This is a genomic window from Cryobacterium sp. Y62 (assembly GCF_002929785.1).
Lineage (GTDB): Bacteria > Actinomycetota > Actinomycetes > Actinomycetales > Microbacteriaceae > Cryobacterium.
Genome location: NZ_PJJK01000096.1, coordinates 1 through 16923 on the forward strand (window position 1 = coordinate 1; position 16923 = coordinate 16923).

A 16923-nucleotide genomic window follows, 5' to 3' on the forward strand; every position below is an offset into this window, starting at 1 on the left:
CAACAATCATGCCGGACCCGACAGGCCAACTCCCTCAGATACTCACACCATCCGAGGTTACAAACAAGGTAACGGGGTGAGGCTGTTTACGGGTCGTGGCTGTCGGCATCCGTGGTCGGATTGACCGTGCGCTCCTTCTTCTTAATGGATGCCTGCGGCCTGGTCGAGCAGACCACTTACCTTGGTCTGCGCAACGGTGGCGGCGTCGCGCGCGAGGCCTTCGGCCTGCGAGATGACCTTCTGGGTGCCAGGGCCGCCCCACATTTGGCGGGCCTTCGCGGCGATGCGGTCGTAGGCCTGGCGGCCGGCCTTGGATCCGAGTACGAAACCGGTCGCGGTGCCGGCGAGAAAAAGAAACTTACCCTTCATGGGGGCTCCTCGGGTTTAGGCGGTTGGTTCGGCGAGGTTGGGGTCTTCTTCATCGACATCGTGGCCGACCAGATCAGGGTTCGACGGGTCCTCGGCGCGGTCGGCATCGTCGAGGTTCGGTTCGTTGTCGGCGTTGTCCTGGTCATCTTCAGTGTCGTTGTCGGTGTTGCTGTCGGGCTCGACCGGAGTGGCTGTGGCGGCTTCTCCAGCCGTTGAGCCGTCATCGCTCGGTGCGGGCCCGTCTGGTCCGGTATCGGCGCTGGCGACCGGAACGGCCGCTTCGGTGCTTTTATCAACTAAACCGGCGGAACCGGTGTGTTCCTGAGCCGGGCCATCGGGTCCGTCGGGTCCAACCAGCTGGTCGGGGTTCGTGGGAGTACTGGGCGGCTCAGGAATGTCCAGGGGCGGTTCTTCAATGGGGTCAGAGTCGTGGGACACGGGCATACCTTTCTTATAGACAGCGGTCGGATCAGCTGCGCGGCACTCAAGTTATACCGCGAACGTGCGACATTCTGAAGCGCCGCTTCTCAAACATCGTCACCGAGTACGAGTGCGCGCAGTGCCGTTTCGGCCGAGACGCGCCCGGCCGGGTCGATGGTCTCGCCGGCGCGAAACAGATCCACGATGCGCGGGTCGACGTAGCTCGTTCGAGCGATGGCCGAGGTGTTACCGAGCACCGCGGCCGCCTGCCGCATCGCTTCGGCAATGGCGCGGGTATCGGCGCGGCGGTTGCGCGACGCCGCCCGCGGTTGCCGTGAAGCGGATGCTGCCGGCTCCCCAACGTCGGTCACCGTTGCGCCAGTGGCGGTAGTGCCGGGTTTCGTGCCAACTCCGGCGGGGCCTGCCTTCGCCCCGCTCCCGGCGGCGCCCGATTCTGTCCTCGTGTGGCTGCTCGCCTCAACTTCATGCGCGGTCCTGACGGAAGCCACTGCCCCCAGATTCTGCGCCAGACTTTGGGCCAGACTTTGAGCCGCAGCGGCCGTGCCGCGTAACGTGCGAAAGTCCTTCGCGCTGAACTCGCCGCCGGTGCGTTCCTTGATGAACTCGTTGACATCGGCGGCCGAGAGAGCACTCTCCTCCCCGTCGACCACCCAGGACAGCAGTGGTGCAGCCGGGCGTTCGCGCAGGCGGGCGCGCAGATAGGTCGCGAGGTCAGCATCCGTTATCACGCCTTGAAATTGCTGCCCGCTCTTGGCGGGAAAGTTCAGTCGCACCACGTCTCCCCGCACCGATACGTGCGAGCAGAGCAAGGTCGAGAGCCCGTGGCTGCCGTAGTCGTCGGCGTAACGCTCGCTGCCGATGCGCAACGAGGCGAGATCGAGCATGCGAAATGCCGCGGCGAGGGCCCGCGTGCGCGGCGCGCCGTCCCCGCGCAAATCCCGGGTCACCTGACCACGCGCCCGGGGCAGGGAGGCGGCCAGCTCCAACGCGCGCTCAAACTTGAGGCGGTCTTTCTGTTCGCGCCAGGCCGGATGGTAGATGTATTGGCGGCGCTCGGCCGCATCGAGACCGATAACCTGAATATGCCCGTTCGGGTGCGGGGAGATCCACACGTCGGTCCAGGCGGGTGGAATCGCGAGCTCCGCGAATCGTTGCCGCAGCTGCTTCTCGCTGACCTTCAGCCCTCCCGGGTCGCGGTAGCTGAAGCCCTTGCCCGCGCGCCGCCGGGAATACCCCGGCCGGGTCGGGTCGCTGCGCCGCAGCCGAGTCACGCGGATGCCGTCGGTGTGCGCATGCCGCAACAGTACTGCGAATCGCCCCGTCTGCCCGAAAGCGGATGTCGCTGCCCGCCCGCAGCGTGCTCGCTGCCACCCCTACGTAGGAATACCCGCTTCCCGAACGGGTGCCGCGATGCGCGAGTGACGGGCGGCGACGCGCGTGGCACGACCTGCGGCATCCGCTTTAGTGCGGGTTTTCTAGGCGGTACTTGTGTTTTGCTAGAACCTGTGTTCGACTATAGCTATGCGGTGGAGCGGGCAAGAACTACAGACCGAACAGGTCGGCGCCCTGCCCGGACTCGCCCGCCTGAACAACCTTGTACGCAGCGTACAGACGCCCGAGTTCGCCGGAATCACGTTCCACGAGATCCTGTGCAAATCGGCGCTCAACCATGTGCCGGGTCAGAGTGCGCTGCCATTCGGCTACACGATCAATCCCTATCGCGGATGTTCCCACGCCTGCACCTATTGCTTCGCCCGACCGACCCATCAGTACCTCGACCTCGATGCCGGCAAGGACTTCGACAGCGAGATCATCGTGAAGGTCAATGTGGCCGAGGTCCTAAAAAGAGAGCTGTCCAAGCCAACCTGGGGGCGGCATCCGGTGGCGCTTGGCACCAACACCGACCCATATCAGCGCGCCGAGGGACGTTATCGACTCATGCCCGGCATCATCGCGGCCCTAGCCGACAGTAAAACCCCCATCTCCATTCTCACCAAGGGCACACTGCTGCGCCGCGACCTCGACCTGCTAGCCGAGGCGAGCGAGCACGTTCCGGTCGACCTGGCCATGTCGATCGCGATCTATGACGATGGACTGCGCGATGACGACCTGCAGCAGTCGGTCGAGCCGGGAACTCCCACGACGAAGGCGCGCCTCGCCACTGTGACCGCGGTGCGCGAACGCGGACTCGACTGCGGCGTCTTTCTCATGCCCATTTTGCCGTTCCTCACCGACACGCGCGCGCACCTCGATGAGGCGCTGCGGCAAGCCAAGGCGGCCGGAGCCACGAGCGTTCTCTACTCCGGTCTCAACCTCAAGCCCGCCGTCAAGGACTGGTATTTGCGCTGGCTCGACCGCGAGCATCCCGAGCTGGTGGCCCGTTACCTCGAGCTCTACGCTGGCGGTCAATACGCGCCCAAGGAGTACCGCACCTGGCTTGCCGCGCGCATCAAACCGCTCATTCGCGCGCACGGCATCGAACGCGGCATCGTCGATCCGTCGACCGGCGGCCTCCGCTCCAGCGCTCTCCCGTCTTCCCCAGAACGGATGCCCCCGCCCGCCGCCCGCCTGTCGCCCACCTTCGCCCCCGTTCGTGCACCGGGCCCGGAAACGTGGCCCACAATCGATCATGGGCCCGGTTCCCTGAAGCTGGACCCTGGCGCGGAGGCACCCCGCTCCCTGATCGCCGCCGAACTCCCGCCCGACCTGGCCCCGACCCTGTTCTGACCCCATCATCGCGTTCGGGGCCCGGGCTCGGAACGTGGGCCCAGTGTCTGAATTCGGCCCGCGCTTACAAGGTAGACCGGGCCCGAGACTGGAGCCCGCAGTCCCGAGCTCCCAGCCCGAGCTCGCAGCCCCGAGCCCGCCGCCGCCCGTTCACCAGCCACGCCAGCTCCACCGAGCCGTGAGTCTCGACCCGTTGCCAGACACAACCCGCAATTCACCTGCCCGACGAGCACCTGATCGACCGAGGCCACCGAACCAGGACCCCAACCCCCATCCACCCCGATGGCATACTTACCTATTGGGGGAAATATGTCTTTAGGGTTACCCGGCCACCTGGTGCAGCGCACGCTCGCGCGCGCCATCGCGAGGGCCGCGCACTGGTTTGCGCTGACCTGCTTAAGCGCCGCGATCGTCTCAGTCAGTATCCTCAGCCTCAGAACCCCTGAACTCTGGATTACCATCGTGGTCGTGGCCGCGATGGCAGCCCTGCTCATCCTCTTTACCCGGCACCGCCGCATCCTTCTGGCCGTCGCCTATCTGCTCGTCGGCACCCTCGGTGTCTGCGTCTTCACGGCCACCGTGCTCGGCGTTCCCGACGTATTCCCCGCGTCGAATATGTTCCTCGTCGCCCTGCCCAAGATGGCCCTGGTCATGGTCGGTGGCGCGGGATCCACCGCGCTCGCCGGCGTGCTCTGGAGCACCGCGGCCTTTCTGCTGGCCGAGGCCGCCGCGCTCGTCGCTATCGTCGGCACGACCGTGCCCTACCGGCCCGACCTGTTCACCCTTTCGACCTACCTCGTACTTGTCGGGGTCATGGTGCTCGCCGGAATCGATCGCCGCGCCAGCAATGCAGCCCAACCCGCCATCCACCGCGCGGTACAAGACGGCGCCAACCGCCAGCTGCGCGATGCCCTCGACACCCGCGCCATCGCCCTGCTCAACGACACGACCGTCTCCCAGCTCGTCGCGCTCTCCCTGGCCGAACCCGGAGCTCTCTCACCGGGTCTCAAAGCCAGTCTGAAATACACTCTCACCACCCTGCACGACACCAATTGGCTTACTGATATCGACGCTCGCAGAACTATCACACCGCAATCAACGGTTCAGGAGCAAGCGTCAACACCAAACCCGGCCTGGGTCTCCAGCGCTGTCTACACAGCCATCGAACGCTGCCGCGACCGTGGGCTGACCGTCGAAGTCACGGGCGACCGCAATGCCCTCGCCCGCCTCGAGGCCGGCAGTGACCGCGACGTCGGCCTCGCCGTGCAACAGTGCCTGGTCAACGTCATCCTGCACGCCGGAATCACCTCCGCCGAAGTTGCCATCGAATCCGACAGCAGCACAATTTCACTCCTCATAACGGATGCTGGCCGCGGCTTCACCGAATCGGAATCCGCTTCTGACCGGCTCGGTCTACGGCAGTCCGTGCGACGACGCATCGAGCAGCTTGGCGGTTCGGTGCTCATTTGGAGCCGCCCGGGCGCCGGTACGAGCGTGCGCCTAACCGTGCCAGCCGCAACGAAAGCGGTAACGAAGACCGCAACGAAAGCCGCAACGAAAGCCAGCCTGAGAGCCGCAGCGAAAGCCAGCCCGAAAGCCGCGACGAAGAACCCGAACTCGAGGCCCGCCCGATGACCCGCGCGACCCCCACGCCGCGCCGGCCGCGCGCGCCGGCATCCGCTTCACAGCAGCGCCTCGACCCCATCGGAGGTCTGGCGGTCTGGCCGATCGCCCCGGTCGTGGCCCTGATCGTGGTGACCTACGCGATCGCCTCGACCGTGTCGCGTCCGCACGAGATTCAAATCGAGGAGGTTGCGGTCTCCGCCGTCGCAGCGCTCATCATCGCGGCCGCTGTGCTCGTTTGGTCGGCCCGCCCAGACCTGGCCCCGTTCACCCGCGCTCGCGCCATCATCGTCGTGGCCCTCGGGCTCGTCGCCCACCTGCTCGCCGCGGCCAGCGCCTGGCAGTACAACGGCATGGTCCAGGACGACTTTGCCCCGATCGGACTCGGCCTGTTACTGCTCGCCCTCGCCCCGTTTCGGCCGTGGAAAGAAATCCTCGTGCTCGGCGGAACCTCAGCGATCATCGTCGGCGCGACTGCCCTCGTGCAATCGCCTTTTCTCGGCGTGCAAACTCCGCCGGCACTGTTCGCGATCATCGCCATGACTCAGGTGCTCGCGCCCACCCTCGCCGCGGCCGCGTTCTCTCGTCAGGTCGTCAACTCCATTCACCGCTGGCAAACGGATGCCCGCCGTGCGATCCGCGCGCGCACCGAAGAGAGTCGTGACCTCCTCGCGCACGAGGTGGTCGACCATCGCGTTAGAAACCTCGGCGCCGATGTTCTGCCGTTTTTGGCCGACGTGCTCGAGCGGCATACGCTCACCGTCGCCGACGTGAAGCGGGCCCGCTCCCTCGCCTTTCAGATGCGCCGGGTGCTCGTTGCCGAGGTCGACCATACCTGGCTCGACGACCTGATCGAACGCGAACGCACCGCGCTGACCGAGCGCGGACTCAACCCACTCTGCGTCATCGCCGACCCCGAGCGCCGCGCGACCGCCTTCGACTCCGACCAGCGCGCCGCCGCTGGCGCTATCCTCGTGGCGCTCTGCACCCTCAAGGGCTTCGATCCGACCAGCCTCGTCGTGCAAATCGACGGAACCGGCCCCGCCCCCGTCGACACCGCCCAGGTTACCCAGGCCTTCGGCGCGCGCGGTGCGCTCCCCACCCCGGCCACCGACACCACGACCATCGCCATCGTCACCGCCGCCCAGGATCAAGCTGCAGCTCAGGCCCGCACCCTGGCGCAGGCGCAAGCGCAGCTGACGACCCGATCGCGCAGAACCGGTGAACGCGCCGTCGACACCATCACCATCCAGGCGGGAATCTCGCTACCCCCGTACCAGCGCCGGCGGGCCCTGCGCCCGTACCTCAGCGTGCTCCGCGCTGTCTTCTCCCAGGTGCGCGTGACCAGCCGGCATCCGCTTCTCACGCTAGAATTTGACGCTGACCGCAGCAGCTCAACTTCAACCAAAGGCACCTAATGGCGAAACTGTACTTTCGATATGGCGCCATGAACAGCGGCAAAAGCACCTCGATGCTGCAGGCGGCATATAACTACGAGGAACGCGGCCACCACGTGCTGCTCGCCAAACCGTCGGTCGACACCAAGGGCGACCGCGGAATTCTCTCCCGTCTCGGCGTGACCCGCGCCGTCGATTTTCTCCTCACTCCGCAAACGGATGCCTACGCCCTGTTTCAGCAGCACCGCGCGCAGGTCTTGCAAGAGTCCGGCCGTGATGTGAGCGCCCTGTTGCTCGACGAGGCCCAGTTTCTCACCGAGACCCAGGTCGACGATCTGCTGCGCATCGCCATTCTCGAAAACGTGCCCGTGCTGGCTTACGGTATCCGCACGGACTTTCAAACCGTCGCCTTTCCTGGAAGTCGCCGTCTGCTCGAAGTGGCCCACAGCCTCGAAGAACTCAAGACCATCTGCCGCTGTGGACGCAAGGCCGTGTTCAACGGGCGCCAGATCGGCGGCGTCTATGTGTTTGACGGCGACCAGGTAGCCATCGACGGCGAAGAGATCACCTATGAGTCGCTCTGTGGAAGCTGCTACCTCGAAGAGAGCCACGGCGTGCTCAATAACCGCAGCCGTCACGACGCGCCGTAGCGGCGAAATGGGCCGCAAATTCGACTCGGCGTCGACCGTGCGTACCCCCAGTTCAGGTGTGATAACGGCGATTCGACTGTGATAGGCCCAGGTTTAACGCCGATCGGGCTACGTAATGCTCCAATCGCGCGCTAGCCTGAGAGTCACCTAGGTATTTCAAGATGATCTGCCGGGACTCGCCGTCTACGGCGTATAAACCATCCAAATACCGGGGGGACCCTCATCATGTTCAAGAAAAGCCTGGCTACGGCAGCACTCGCCGTCATCGCCGTATTCGCCTTCGCACCGGCCGCCAACGCGGTTGACTACGTGTCCGACTCCAAGGTGACTATCACGAGCGCGCCCATCGCCGGCGAAACCGCCGTCGTGGCCTTCGCCGCAAACGCCTTCGCTTCTGAGGAGAGCGTTCTCTACTCCGTCACGGGCGATCAGGAGGCCGCGCTCAGCGTCGTCAAGACCGCTGTCACCAAGTCACTCACCAAGACTGCGGAACTCAACGGTTCCTCGTTCGTCAACGTGGTAATTCCCAGCAACGCAACCGGAGACTACACGGTCACCGCTAAGTCCGCGACGCAGGCCTACACCGTCACCCTGGACATCGTTGCCGCTTCAACGAATGCCGCCGACAAGGGCCTCGCCTCCACCGGCTTCAACACTCCGGTCCTCGTCATCTGGGGTGCCGTTGGCGTTCTCGTTCTCGGCCTCGCACTCGTTCTCGTGCGCGTCTCGGTTCGTCGTCAGCACGCTGCTGCGTAATTAGCTTTCTCGAGTAGCCTCCGGGCCGCTCACCGAAACGCCTCGATCACCCTTCGGTGTTGGGGCGTTTCGCGTATCCCCGAGCCCGCCCGCAAGGGCGAAAGTGCGTGGCGCGTGCCTGTGTTCTGTACCGCGCAGCCTGCGCCCAGTGCCAGGTCGGCCCGGTACGCAGTGCCGGTAAATCTGGGACACGCCGTGCTGACCCGAGGCCGGGCCCGGAGGGTCGCCAATTTCCGGCGTTAGCCACTCGACTCGCCAGCGGTCCCGTCGCGTGTCGAGAGCTCAAAGGCTGGGGACCTCAGTGCTTCAAAGCTGAGAGGCTCAGAAACCCAGCAGTGCCGGCACAATGACGAGCCCGTTGAACGTCACGTGCGCCACGATTGCGCCGCCGATTCGTGCGGTTGCCAGCGCGAGCGAGGCCGCGGCGAGCCCAAAAATCAAAGTCGAGACTCCGACCACGACCACGGTCGAAGTATTTCCCGGGTCGATTGTCACGAGGTGCATGAGCGCAAACGTCAGCCCGCTCACTCCGACCGCGATTGGCCCGGCCCAGCGCGCGGCGCCGAGCGTTGTAACCTGCCGGTATACGCCGCGCAGCACGAGCCCGCGAAAGAACAGTTCCTCCACGAACGGAGCCAGCAGCACCGGGGCCAGCAATGCGCTGAACAGCCACCAGCCGTCGTGCACGGTCTCGCCGAAGGTGGCGCCGGCAGTTCCGATGCTGCCGTAGCCCAAGATCTCGATCAGGCTCGCCACTGTGCGAGCCAGCAAACCGACCCCGAGCCCCCAGACCAGGTCGATCGGCCGAATCGACAGCCGCAGCAGGCTTTTTCCAGAGCGGATGCCGTTCCCCGCGTCGTCGTCGACAGATCCAGCATGAGCACAGTCAGGAGCACGGTCAGGAGCACGGTCGCTACCCAGCGCCAGGTTTGAAACCGAACCGGCAGCAGCCGAGTCTCCACCAGATACCGAGTCGGGGCTAGTCAGAACCGAGCTTGATCCAGCGCCGCTCACCCCAGCAGTCGCAGCCGAGCCGTGAAGAATCGCCGCACCCGGCCCATCAAGCGACGAGCCCCAGCCGCCGCGCGCCACACCACCCCCGGCCACCCCAATCGCCACCAACAGAGGCACCCACACGCACAGATAGCCCAATAAATTGGCCACATTCGCGTCCCCAAACGACGTGGAATTAGCCGATTCCAGCAGCACAATGGCCACCACAAGACCGAAGCCCGTCGGCATGAGAACGTTCACGGACTGTCGCGCAACCACTTTCCCCATAAATCCCAATCTACCGGCACCCACCGCCGGTCGGCACGAGCCCCAAAGTTCGGTACCCTCAGAAGAGGGGAACCGCGCATTCGTGCGGTGAAGTACGGGTTGTATTCCTCGACATGAGGGGATCACCCAAGCATGGAACTTCGCGACTACATTCGCATTCTGCGCAAGAGCTGGGTACTCATCGTGCTGTGCACGCTGGTAGCCGTTGGCGCGGCATCCACTTATTCAATTCTGCAGACGCCGCAGTACAGCGCCACGTCCAAGGTGGTCACCCTGACGCAGTCCAGCGGGTCCACTGCCGACCTCGCCCAGGGCAACAACTTCTCGGTCGCGCGCGTCAAGACCTATGCCGAGCTCGCGACCACCCCGATCGTGTTGCTGCCCGTCATCGCCAGCCTCGATCTGGGCATAACCGCCGCCGAGCTGGCTAAGAAGGTTGCCGCCGCCGCGCAGCTCGAAACCTCGATCATCGACGTCACCGTCACCGACACCGACCCGGTTCGGGCCGCCGACACGGCCAACGCCATTTCGAACAGCCTTACCCTCGTCGTCGAAGAGATTGAAACTCCCGACATAGCTGACGCGACCTCGCCGGTCAAGCTCACCCTCACGCAGGAAGCGACGGTTCCGATCGCGCCGGTCAGTCCCAACGTGCCGCTCAACATCGCCCTCGGAGCGCTCGTGGGGCTGGCCCTCGGCATCGGCATCGCAGTGCTGCGCGAAACCCTCGAGACGCGCATCCGCAATACCCACGACGTTGAGCTGCTCACTGACCTGCCTATTCTCGGCGGCATCGTCTTCGACCCCAAGGCCAAGGAACGACCTCTCATCGTGCACGTCGACCCACGCAGCCCCCGCGCCGAATCGTTCCGCACCCTGCGCACCAACCTGCAGTATCTCGACGTGGGGCGGGTCGACCGTTCCTTCGTCATCACCTCCTCGATCGAGAGTGAGGGAAAGAGCACGACGGGCGCCAACCTCGCCATCGCCCTGGCCGACGCCGGATCGCGCGTGCTGCTCGTCGACGCCGACCTGCGCCGCCCCAAGGTCGCCGACTACATGGACGTGGAGGGCGCTGTCGGCCTCACCGACGTTCTCATCGGCCGCGCCGACCTGGCCGACGTCATTCAGCCCTGGGGTAAGGCGCAGCTGTTCGTGCTGCCGGCCGGCCATGTGCCGCCTAACCCGAGTGAACTGCTTGGTTCCACCCGTATGACGCAGCTCATCAACGAGTTCAACCGGGCCTTCGACGTGGTCATCTTCGACGCACCGCCCCTTTTGCCGGTAACAGATGCCGCCATCCTCGCCAAAAATGTGGGTGGCGCCCTCATCGTTGTGGCGGCCGGCCGCACGCACAAGAACCAGCTCACCGGAGCCATCGCCGCTTTGAACAATGTCGGGGCGCCGATCTCCGGGCTCGTGCTGACCATGCTCCCCACCAGCGGACCGGACGCCTACGGCTACGGCCATTACGGCTATGGCTACAGCTACGGCGACCCCGAGGCCATCACGCCCTCGATTCCCGCCGAGCCGGCCCGCGCCCGTGGCACACGCGCCAAGGCTTAGCCAGCCAGCCAGCCAGCCAGTCAGCCCGATCTAACGCGGCTACAAAATGCTGCCATTTCTCGAATCGAATCTCAAGGCCGTGCGCGAACTGGCCGTCGTCGTCGACGATGTCGCGCAGAACCCCGCTGGCCACGCTGGCCGGCACCCTCGACCTGAACGCGTTCAAGCCCGTCGACGAATCGATCGCCCTGCAACCCCTGCTCGACGTGCAGCCGCCAGTCAAGCAGGCCAACGTAGCCCTGGCCCGCGCCGCACAAGATGTCACTGCGATCGACATCGATACCGACAACGTACTCGCCGTGGTACGTGACGCCGTCACCCGGCTGCAAACCGTCGCCGAGCAGACCGCGAGCAGCCTGAACGTCATGGACCGCGCCGTCACCCTGCTGCCGGCCATGCTCGGCACGGCGCCGTTCACCGGTGATCTCGAACTGCGCAGCACACCGTTAATCGCGCTGCACGAGACCGATTCGCTCGACCTCAGCTGTGAGCGTCGACTACGCCCCGGGCTCGCGATTCACTGTGCGGGCGCTAACCGGATGGTGCACTCTGCTTGAATAGGGCAATGTCTTCGTCCCGTTCCGCGCACGCCGCACCCGTGAAAAAGCCAAAGAAGGCACGAACCATCGTCGGGCTGGTCGTGCTCGGGCTGCTCGTGTTCGTCGTGGCGGCCACCGCCTGGGTCGGCATTCGCGGTCTGCAGGCCAAGGACGCCCTCGAGGCTGCCGTGCCGCTCGCATCGGCCATCCAAGACCAAATCTTGGCCGGTGACGGTGACCAAGCTGCCAAGACCGCCGCCGACGTTGCCGAATTCGCGGCAACAGCGCGGTCGCGCACGAGCGACCCGATCTGGCGCGGCTATGAATTGCTGCCGTTTCTCGGACCGAATCTCAAGGCCGTGCGTGAACTCTCTACCGTCGTCGATGATGTCGCGCAGAACGCCGTCACCCCGCTGGCCACGCTGGCCGGCACTCTCGACCTGAACGCATTCAAGCCCGTCGACGGATCGATCGCCCTGCAACCCCTGCTCGACGCGCAGCCGCCAGTCAAGCAGGCCAATGCCGCTCTGGCCCGCGCCACAGAAGACGTTAATGCCATCAACACCGACGGTGTGCACGACGCCGTGCGCGACGCCGTCACCCGATTGCAAACCGTTGCCGACGACACCGCGGTCACACTCGACGTCATGGACCGCGCCGTCACCTTGCTGCCAGCCATGCTCGGCGCGACCGAACCGCGCGATTACATTCTGCTGTTTCAGAACCCCGCCGAGCTGCGCTCCACCGGCGGCATTCCCGGCGCGCTCGCCCTGCTGCACACCGACAACGGAAGCATCGAACTCACCCAACAGGCCAGCTCGAGCTCCTTTCCGCAGTACGAAGCCCCCGTGCTGCCGCTGAGCGACGCCACCCGGTCCATCTACGGTGACATCACCGGCGAATTCATTCAAAACGTCACGATGACCCCAGACTTCGCAGAGACCGGGGCGCTCGCCCGCGAAATGTGGCGCCTCGAATTCGGCCTCGAAGCCACCGGCGTGCTCTCGGTCGACCCGGTTGCGCTGAGCTACCTGCTCGATGCCACCGGCCCGATCACCCTCGCCACCGGCGACGAGCTGACCGCCGACAACGCGGTACAGCTTCTGCTGAGCGACGTGTACGCGCGCTATGAGGTGCCGGCCCAGCAGGACGCCTTCTTCGCGGTCGCGGCGGGCGCCGTGTTTGACGCCGTGAAGAGCGGCCGCGCCGACCCGACCAAGCTCATCGCCGCGCTCGCCCGCGCCGGAGCTGAACATCGCGTGCTGATCTGGAACGCCGATGAGGCCGAGCAGACCGTTCTTGCCGGCACTACCCTGGCCGGCGCCCGACCGGTCAGCGACGACCAGACCAACCGGTTCGGCCTCTTTCTCAACGACGGTACCGGCGCCAAAATGGACCTCTACCTCGACGTCGCCACCGCCCTCGGCCAGCAGACCTGCCGTAAAGACCTGCGCCCGCAGTACGCGCTCGAGGTCACCCTCAGCAATACCGCACCAGCGGATGCCGCCACCAGCCTCCCCGCGTATGTCACCGGCGGCGGCGCGTACGACGTGCCCCTCGGCAGCATCAAGACCGTGGTTTCGGCGTACGGCACCCCCGAGTTGCAAAACCTCGGCCTCACCCGTGACGGTGCAGAGGCCCCGTACCATCCGGCCACCGATGCCACCTATCCGGTGAGCACGATCGCGATCGAACTGGCGCCCGGCGAAAGTACCGTGCTGCGCTTCAACTGGCTCGGCCCGGAGCCGTTCAGCGGCGAGCTCGAGCTGCGCAGTACGCCACTGATCGCGTTGCACGACACATCATCACTAGACTTCAAGTGCTAAGGGTTCGCCCGCAGCGATCAGGCCACACAATGCACTCCGGGGGATTTACCTTGCTTAGAAAACTTCTTGCCACGCTCGCGCTCGTTGGTGTCGCCGTTTTGGGCGGCCCGGTTGCCGCCCACGCTGCCGGCTATGTGGCCGCCGATCTCATCACCATCTCCGGCAGCCAGACCGCCGGCAGCACGGTCAGCGTCGTGTTTGACGACGGCGCCTTCACCGACAGCGAACAGGTTTCTCTCGCGGTCTCCGGTGAAGGTTCGGCCACCCTGGCTGCACTGCAGGCTGCAACCGTCAACGCCAAAAAGACCGCTACGAGCGCCGGCGCCCTCGACCTCACCGTCACCCTGCCGAGCGACGCGACCGGCTCCTACACACTCACCGCTATCGGACGCAACTCGCAAAACATCGGCACCGTCACGTTCACGGTCGTCGCCGCCGACGGAACCGGCCTCGCCACCGCGGGATTAGACGTTCCGATCGCCCTCATCTACAGCGCTGCCGGCGCCCTGCTGCTCGGCCTGGCCCTCGTCATCACCCTGCGCGTTACCCTGCGTCGCCGCGCCGCCACTGCCTGATTTGACTGCCGGTCCCCTGATCGCGGGCCGCGTACTCCACCAAATGCACCAACCACCTGTGGCAAGCTAAGTGCTGGCAACTTTGTATCGCAACGAAAGGTAGCAGCGTGGAACTCCGCGACTACATCCGCATTCTGCAAAAGAGTTGGATGCTCATCGTGGCGCTGACCCTCGTGGCCGTCGCCGCGGCATCCGTTTTCTCGATTCTGAAAACACCGACCTACAGCGCAACCAGCAAGGTGTTCGTATCGATTCAGTCCAGCGGCAGCGCGAGCGATCTCGTGCAGGGCGCGAGCTTCACGGTGGCTCGGGTCAAAACCTACTCCGGTATCGCCATCACACCGCTGGTGCTGCTGCCGGTCATCGAGACCCTCCAGCTCGACCAGACGCCAGCCAAACTGGCCAAGAATATCGAGGTATCGGCAACCCTCGACACCTCGATCATCGGCATTGTCGTCACCGACGCCGACCCGCGCCGCGCCGCGGACATCGCCAACGCGGTCTCCGAGAGCCTCGCCGTTGGCGTGCAGCAGATCGAGCAGCGTGACGCGGTCACCGGGGGCCCCTCCGTGAAACTCACCCGGGTGCAGGTGGCGAGCGTGCCGTCGGTGCCGGTGTCCCCCAACGTGCCCCTCAATATCGCCCTCGGTGCGCTCGTGGGACTCGCCCTCGGCGTTGGCCTGGCGGTGCTGCGCGAAACGCTCGACACTCGCATCCGCAGTCAGCGCGATGTGGAACAGATCACCGAGCTGCCCATCATTGGCGGCATCGTTTTCGATCCGCAGGCCTCCGAGCGGCCCCTCATCGTGCACGCCGACCCGCGCAGCCCGCGCGCTGAGTCCTTTCGGACCCTGCGCACCAACCTGCAGTACCTCGACGTGGAGCGCCTGGACCGCTCCTTCGTGGTCACCTCCTCGATCGGCAGCGAGGGCAAGAGCACTACAAGCGCCAACCTGGCTATTTCACTAGCGGATGCCGGCACTCGCGTTCTGCTCGTCGACGCCGACCTGCGCAAACCCCGCGTCGCCGAATATATGAACATCGAGGGCGGTGTCGGCCTCACCGACGTGCTCGTCGGCCGCGCCGAACTCGAGGATGTCATTCAGCCCTGGGGCCGTGGCCAGCTGTTCGTGCTGCCCGCCGGGCACATTCCGCCGAACCCGAGCGAGCTGCTCGGGTCGTCGCGCATGGCGCAAATCATCGAGGACTTCAACCGCACCTTCGACGTGGTCATCTTCGACTGCCCGCCGCTGCTTCCGGTAACGGATGCCGCGATCCTCGCCAAGAGCGTCGGCGGCGCCATTCTCATCGTCGCCGCCGGCCGCACCCAGAAGAACCAGCTCACCGGGGCCATCGCAGCGCTCGACAAGGTCGGCGCTCCGATCAGCGGGGTCGTCATGACGATGCTGCCGACCAAGGGACCGGATGCCTACGGTTACGGCCACTACGGCCAGTACGGTTATGGACACACCTACGGCGATACCGGTCCGACCCCCGAGGTCATCGCTCCCGCCTACTCCCGCCGATCGAGGGCCCGAACATGACGGCCCCCCGCATTCTCATCGTCTGCACCGGAAACATTTGCCGGTCGCCGTTGGGCGAGCAGCTGCTGCGTGAAAACCTGCGCAGTGCCGGTATCGACGCCGTGGTCACGAGCGCCGGAACCCACGCCATGACGGGTAGTGCGATGACGCCCGAGGCTGCCGCTCTGTCGACGCAATACGGCGCGTCAAACACCCCGCACGTCGCACGGCAGGTCACCGAGAAGCTCATTGCCGACGCCGACCTCGTGCTCACCGCCACCCGCGATCACCGTCGCGATGTCGTCACTCTGTTGCCCAAAGCCACCCGCTACACCTTCACGCTTAATCAGTTCGCCCGCCTGGTGGCCCCGGCCGATGCCGATGCCGCCCATCCGCTGGCCGAGCCTGCCGAGACCGCAATCCCGGTGTCGAAACCCACCTCGGCCACCCGGCCACCCCTCGATTTCTCCGCCTTCATCGCGTCCGTCGCCTCGACCCGCGGACTCCACCCCTCGCCCAACCCGCCGACCCTGGACGACGTCGAGGACCCCTACCGCCAGCCGGCGGCCGTCTACGACCGCGCCGCCGCCGCGATCAACGCCTCCGTCGCCACGATCACCGCCGCCCTGATCGCGGCGGGAGCCTGATGACCCAGCAGCCCCGCCGGCGTCGCATCATCGCCTTCTCCGCTATCGCACTCTTCCTTCTCATCGACGCCGTGCTCATCACGAGCGCACTCACGTCGACCTCGGTCGACGCTGCCGTCGACGCATCTTCGAAGCCGGCCGCTACGGCATCCGCTTTTCCTGTGCCGAGTATCACCCCGACAGCCTCGCCAACAGCCGCACCAGCAGTGATGCCCGTGGCGGCCACCCGTCTGCTCTCCGCGGTGTCGGCCACCGCCGCCTGGCGGGCCAGCGCCGGACCCTGTGCGACACCGGCCGCACCCGAACTCAGCACCGACTCCGGAACCAGCTGGAACGCCACCGACGCCACCGGCCGCTCCGGAGTCACCGCCCTGCAATCCATCGCAGCCCAGAGCGAATCGGTCGCCGAGTTCATCGGCCTCGATGAAGACTGCGCCCCGCAGTTCATCAAGACCTTCGTCGCCGGAGATAACTACGCCAGCTACCCCGACGAGCTCGTCGACACGTGGTACGTCGACCCGGCCGACCGCGCCGCCGTGCACGGGCCCGATGGCCTCGCCGCGGCGCCGTGCGACGCGGTTGTCGCCCTCGCTGCAAGCACGGCCGACGCTGACTCCGCCGCCGTTCTCTGCGCCGACGCACGCATCTTCGCCACAACGGAGGCCGCCGCCTCCTGGTCAGCGCCCCTGACCGTTCCCGGAGTGCTCACCCTCACCGCGAGCGACCTGGGTTACATCGCCCTGGCCGCGGGGCACCCGGCCGCCTCGGTCGCGTGCCTCGGTCTCAGCGTCGTCAATGTCAGCGTCATCGATGTCAGCGTGATCGATCCTGCCGCCGAGCCCGCTGCGCTGAGCGCGAGTACCACGGGCTGCTACGCCACTGACGAAGCGCCCGCCGAGCTGGCCGCAAACATCGCTGTCGCATCCGCTGAGAACACCCTCTGGCTCTGGATCGGCGACCTCACCCTGCGTTCCACCGACGCCGGTCAATCCTGGCTCTAGTT

The 16923-nt window shown here is 65.8% G+C and carries 16 protein-coding genes; 12 read left to right on the forward strand and 4 right to left on the reverse strand.

Going from position 1 to position 16923, the window contains the following annotated elements:
• Positions 1–141: 141 nt before the first annotated feature.
• From CXY71_RS06615 to CXY71_RS06625, 3 genes are all read right to left on the reverse strand, one after another.
• Positions 142–369 (reverse strand): hypothetical protein, encoded by a 228-nt coding sequence (locus CXY71_RS06615; protein ID WP_104134868.1) that lies wholly within the window; start codon positions 367–369, stop codon positions 142–144.
• A gap of 15 nt (positions 370–384) precedes the next feature.
• Positions 385–813, reverse strand: coding sequence for a hypothetical protein (locus CXY71_RS06620; protein ID WP_104134869.1), 429 nt, complete (start codon positions 811–813; stop codon positions 385–387).
• 83 nt (positions 814–896) lie between these two features.
• Positions 897–2081, reverse strand: coding sequence for a DNA topoisomerase IB (locus CXY71_RS06625; RefSeq protein ID WP_158253003.1), 1185 nt, complete (start codon positions 2079–2081; stop codon positions 897–899).
• Between the two features lie 250 nt (positions 2082–2331).
• Here CXY71_RS06625 and CXY71_RS06630 point away from each other — a divergent pair, with 250 nt between their 5' ends.
• The 5 genes from CXY71_RS06630 to CXY71_RS06650 all read left to right on the forward strand — a co-directional run bounded on the left by CXY71_RS06630 (position 2332) and on the right by CXY71_RS06650 (position 7963).
• Positions 2332–3537, forward strand: a complete 1206-nt coding sequence (locus CXY71_RS06630; RefSeq protein WP_104134871.1) for an Rv2578c family radical SAM protein — start codon at positions 2332–2334, stop codon at positions 3535–3537.
• 309 nt (positions 3538–3846) lie between these two features.
• The gene (locus CXY71_RS06635) at positions 3847–5172 is read left to right on the forward strand and encodes a sensor histidine kinase (RefSeq protein ID WP_146072761.1); all 1326 of its coding nucleotides are present in this window, start codon (positions 3847–3849) and stop codon (positions 5170–5172) included.
• A complete protein-coding gene (locus CXY71_RS06640; protein ID WP_104134873.1) occupies positions 5169–6578 on the forward strand; it encodes a hypothetical protein in 1410 nt (469 codons plus the stop codon). Before CXY71_RS06635 ends, CXY71_RS06640 begins: the two co-directional genes overlap by 4 nt.
• Entirely contained in the window at positions 6578–7207 is a 630-nt protein-coding gene (locus CXY71_RS06645; RefSeq protein ID WP_104134874.1) for a thymidine kinase, read from the forward strand. The genes CXY71_RS06640 and CXY71_RS06645 overlap by 1 nt, the downstream gene beginning before the upstream one ends.
• A gap of 225 nt (positions 7208–7432) precedes the next feature.
• A complete protein-coding gene (locus tag CXY71_RS06650; RefSeq protein ID WP_104134875.1) occupies positions 7433–7963 on the forward strand; it encodes a hypothetical protein in 531 nt (176 codons plus the stop codon).
• 321 nt (positions 7964–8284) lie between these two features.
• Here CXY71_RS06650 and CXY71_RS06655 read toward each other — a convergent pair whose 3' ends face one another.
• Complete coding sequence (locus tag CXY71_RS06655) at positions 8285–9244, reverse strand: CPBP family glutamic-type intramembrane protease (RefSeq protein ID WP_104134876.1); 960 nt, start codon at positions 9242–9244, stop codon at positions 8285–8287.
• Positions 9245–9376: 132 nt separating this feature from the next.
• On the opposite strand from CXY71_RS06655, the gene CXY71_RS06660 reads away from it, so the two are divergent.
• The 7 genes from CXY71_RS06660 (at position 9377) to CXY71_RS06690 (ending at position 16921) form a co-directional block, all read left to right on the forward strand.
• Positions 9377–10810, forward strand: a complete 1434-nt coding sequence (locus CXY71_RS06660) for a polysaccharide biosynthesis tyrosine autokinase (RefSeq protein WP_104134877.1) — start codon at positions 9377–9379, stop codon at positions 10808–10810.
• 107 nt (positions 10811–10917) lie between these two features.
• Positions 10918–11367 (forward strand): hypothetical protein, encoded by a 450-nt coding sequence (locus CXY71_RS06665; RefSeq protein WP_104134878.1) that lies wholly within the window; start codon positions 10918–10920, stop codon positions 11365–11367.
• An 8-nt stretch (positions 11368–11375) separates the two neighbouring features.
• Positions 11376–13175 carry a DUF4012 domain-containing protein gene (locus tag CXY71_RS06670; protein ID WP_104134879.1) on the forward strand — a complete coding sequence of 600 codons (1800 nt, stop codon included), beginning with the start codon at positions 11376–11378 and terminating at the stop codon, positions 13173–13175.
• A gap of 50 nt (positions 13176–13225) precedes the next feature.
• A complete protein-coding gene (locus tag CXY71_RS06675; RefSeq protein WP_104134880.1) occupies positions 13226–13750 on the forward strand; it encodes a hypothetical protein in 525 nt (174 codons plus the stop codon).
• 107 nt (positions 13751–13857) lie between these two features.
• Positions 13858–15294 carry a polysaccharide biosynthesis tyrosine autokinase gene (locus CXY71_RS06680; protein ID WP_104134881.1) on the forward strand — a complete coding sequence of 479 codons (1437 nt, stop codon included), beginning with the start codon at positions 13858–13860 and terminating at the stop codon, positions 15292–15294.
• Positions 15291–15920, forward strand: a complete 630-nt coding sequence (locus tag CXY71_RS06685) for a low molecular weight phosphatase family protein (RefSeq protein ID WP_104134882.1) — start codon at positions 15291–15293, stop codon at positions 15918–15920. The genes CXY71_RS06680 and CXY71_RS06685 overlap by 4 nt, the downstream gene beginning before the upstream one ends.
• Positions 15920–16921 (forward strand): hypothetical protein, encoded by a 1002-nt coding sequence (locus tag CXY71_RS06690; protein WP_104134883.1) that lies wholly within the window; start codon positions 15920–15922, stop codon positions 16919–16921. Before CXY71_RS06685 ends, CXY71_RS06690 begins: the two co-directional genes overlap by 1 nt.
• Positions 16922–16923 lie beyond the last annotated feature (2 nt).

What these genes read in the sequence shown, in the direction of transcription:
- CXY71_RS06615 (WP_104134868.1), bottom strand. Translation starts at nt 369, where the DNA reads ATGAAGGGTAAGTTTCTTTTTCTCGCCGGCACCGCGACCGGTTTCGTA.
- CXY71_RS06620 (WP_104134869.1), bottom strand. Translation starts at nt 813, where the DNA reads ATGCCCGTGTCCCACGACTCTGACCCCATTGAAGAACCGCCCCTGGAC.
- CXY71_RS06630 (WP_104134871.1), top strand. Translation starts at nt 2,332, where the DNA reads ATGCGGTGGAGCGGGCAAGAACTACAGACCGAACAGGTCGGCGCCCTG.
- CXY71_RS06635 (WP_146072761.1), top strand. Translation starts at nt 3,847, where the DNA reads ATGTCTTTAGGGTTACCCGGCCACCTGGTGCAGCGCACGCTCGCGCGC.
- CXY71_RS06640 (WP_104134873.1), top strand. Translation starts at nt 5,169, where the DNA reads ATGACCCGCGCGACCCCCACGCCGCGCCGGCCGCGCGCGCCGGCATCC.
- CXY71_RS06645 (WP_104134874.1), top strand. Translation starts at nt 6,578, where the DNA reads ATGGCGAAACTGTACTTTCGATATGGCGCCATGAACAGCGGCAAAAGC.
- CXY71_RS06650 (WP_104134875.1), top strand. Translation starts at nt 7,433, where the DNA reads ATGTTCAAGAAAAGCCTGGCTACGGCAGCACTCGCCGTCATCGCCGTA.
- CXY71_RS06655 (WP_104134876.1), bottom strand. Translation starts at nt 9,244, where the DNA reads ATGGGGAAAGTGGTTGCGCGACAGTCCGTGAACGTTCTCATGCCGACG.
- CXY71_RS06660 (WP_104134877.1), top strand. Translation starts at nt 9,377, where the DNA reads ATGGAACTTCGCGACTACATTCGCATTCTGCGCAAGAGCTGGGTACTC.
- CXY71_RS06665 (WP_104134878.1), top strand. Translation starts at nt 10,918, where the DNA reads ATGTCGCGCAGAACCCCGCTGGCCACGCTGGCCGGCACCCTCGACCTG.
- CXY71_RS06670 (WP_104134879.1), top strand. Translation starts at nt 11,376, where the DNA reads ATGTCTTCGTCCCGTTCCGCGCACGCCGCACCCGTGAAAAAGCCAAAG.
- CXY71_RS06685 (WP_104134882.1), top strand. Translation starts at nt 15,291, where the DNA reads ATGACGGCCCCCCGCATTCTCATCGTCTGCACCGGAAACATTTGCCGG.
- CXY71_RS06690 (WP_104134883.1), top strand. Translation starts at nt 15,920, where the DNA reads ATGACCCAGCAGCCCCGCCGGCGTCGCATCATCGCCTTCTCCGCTATC.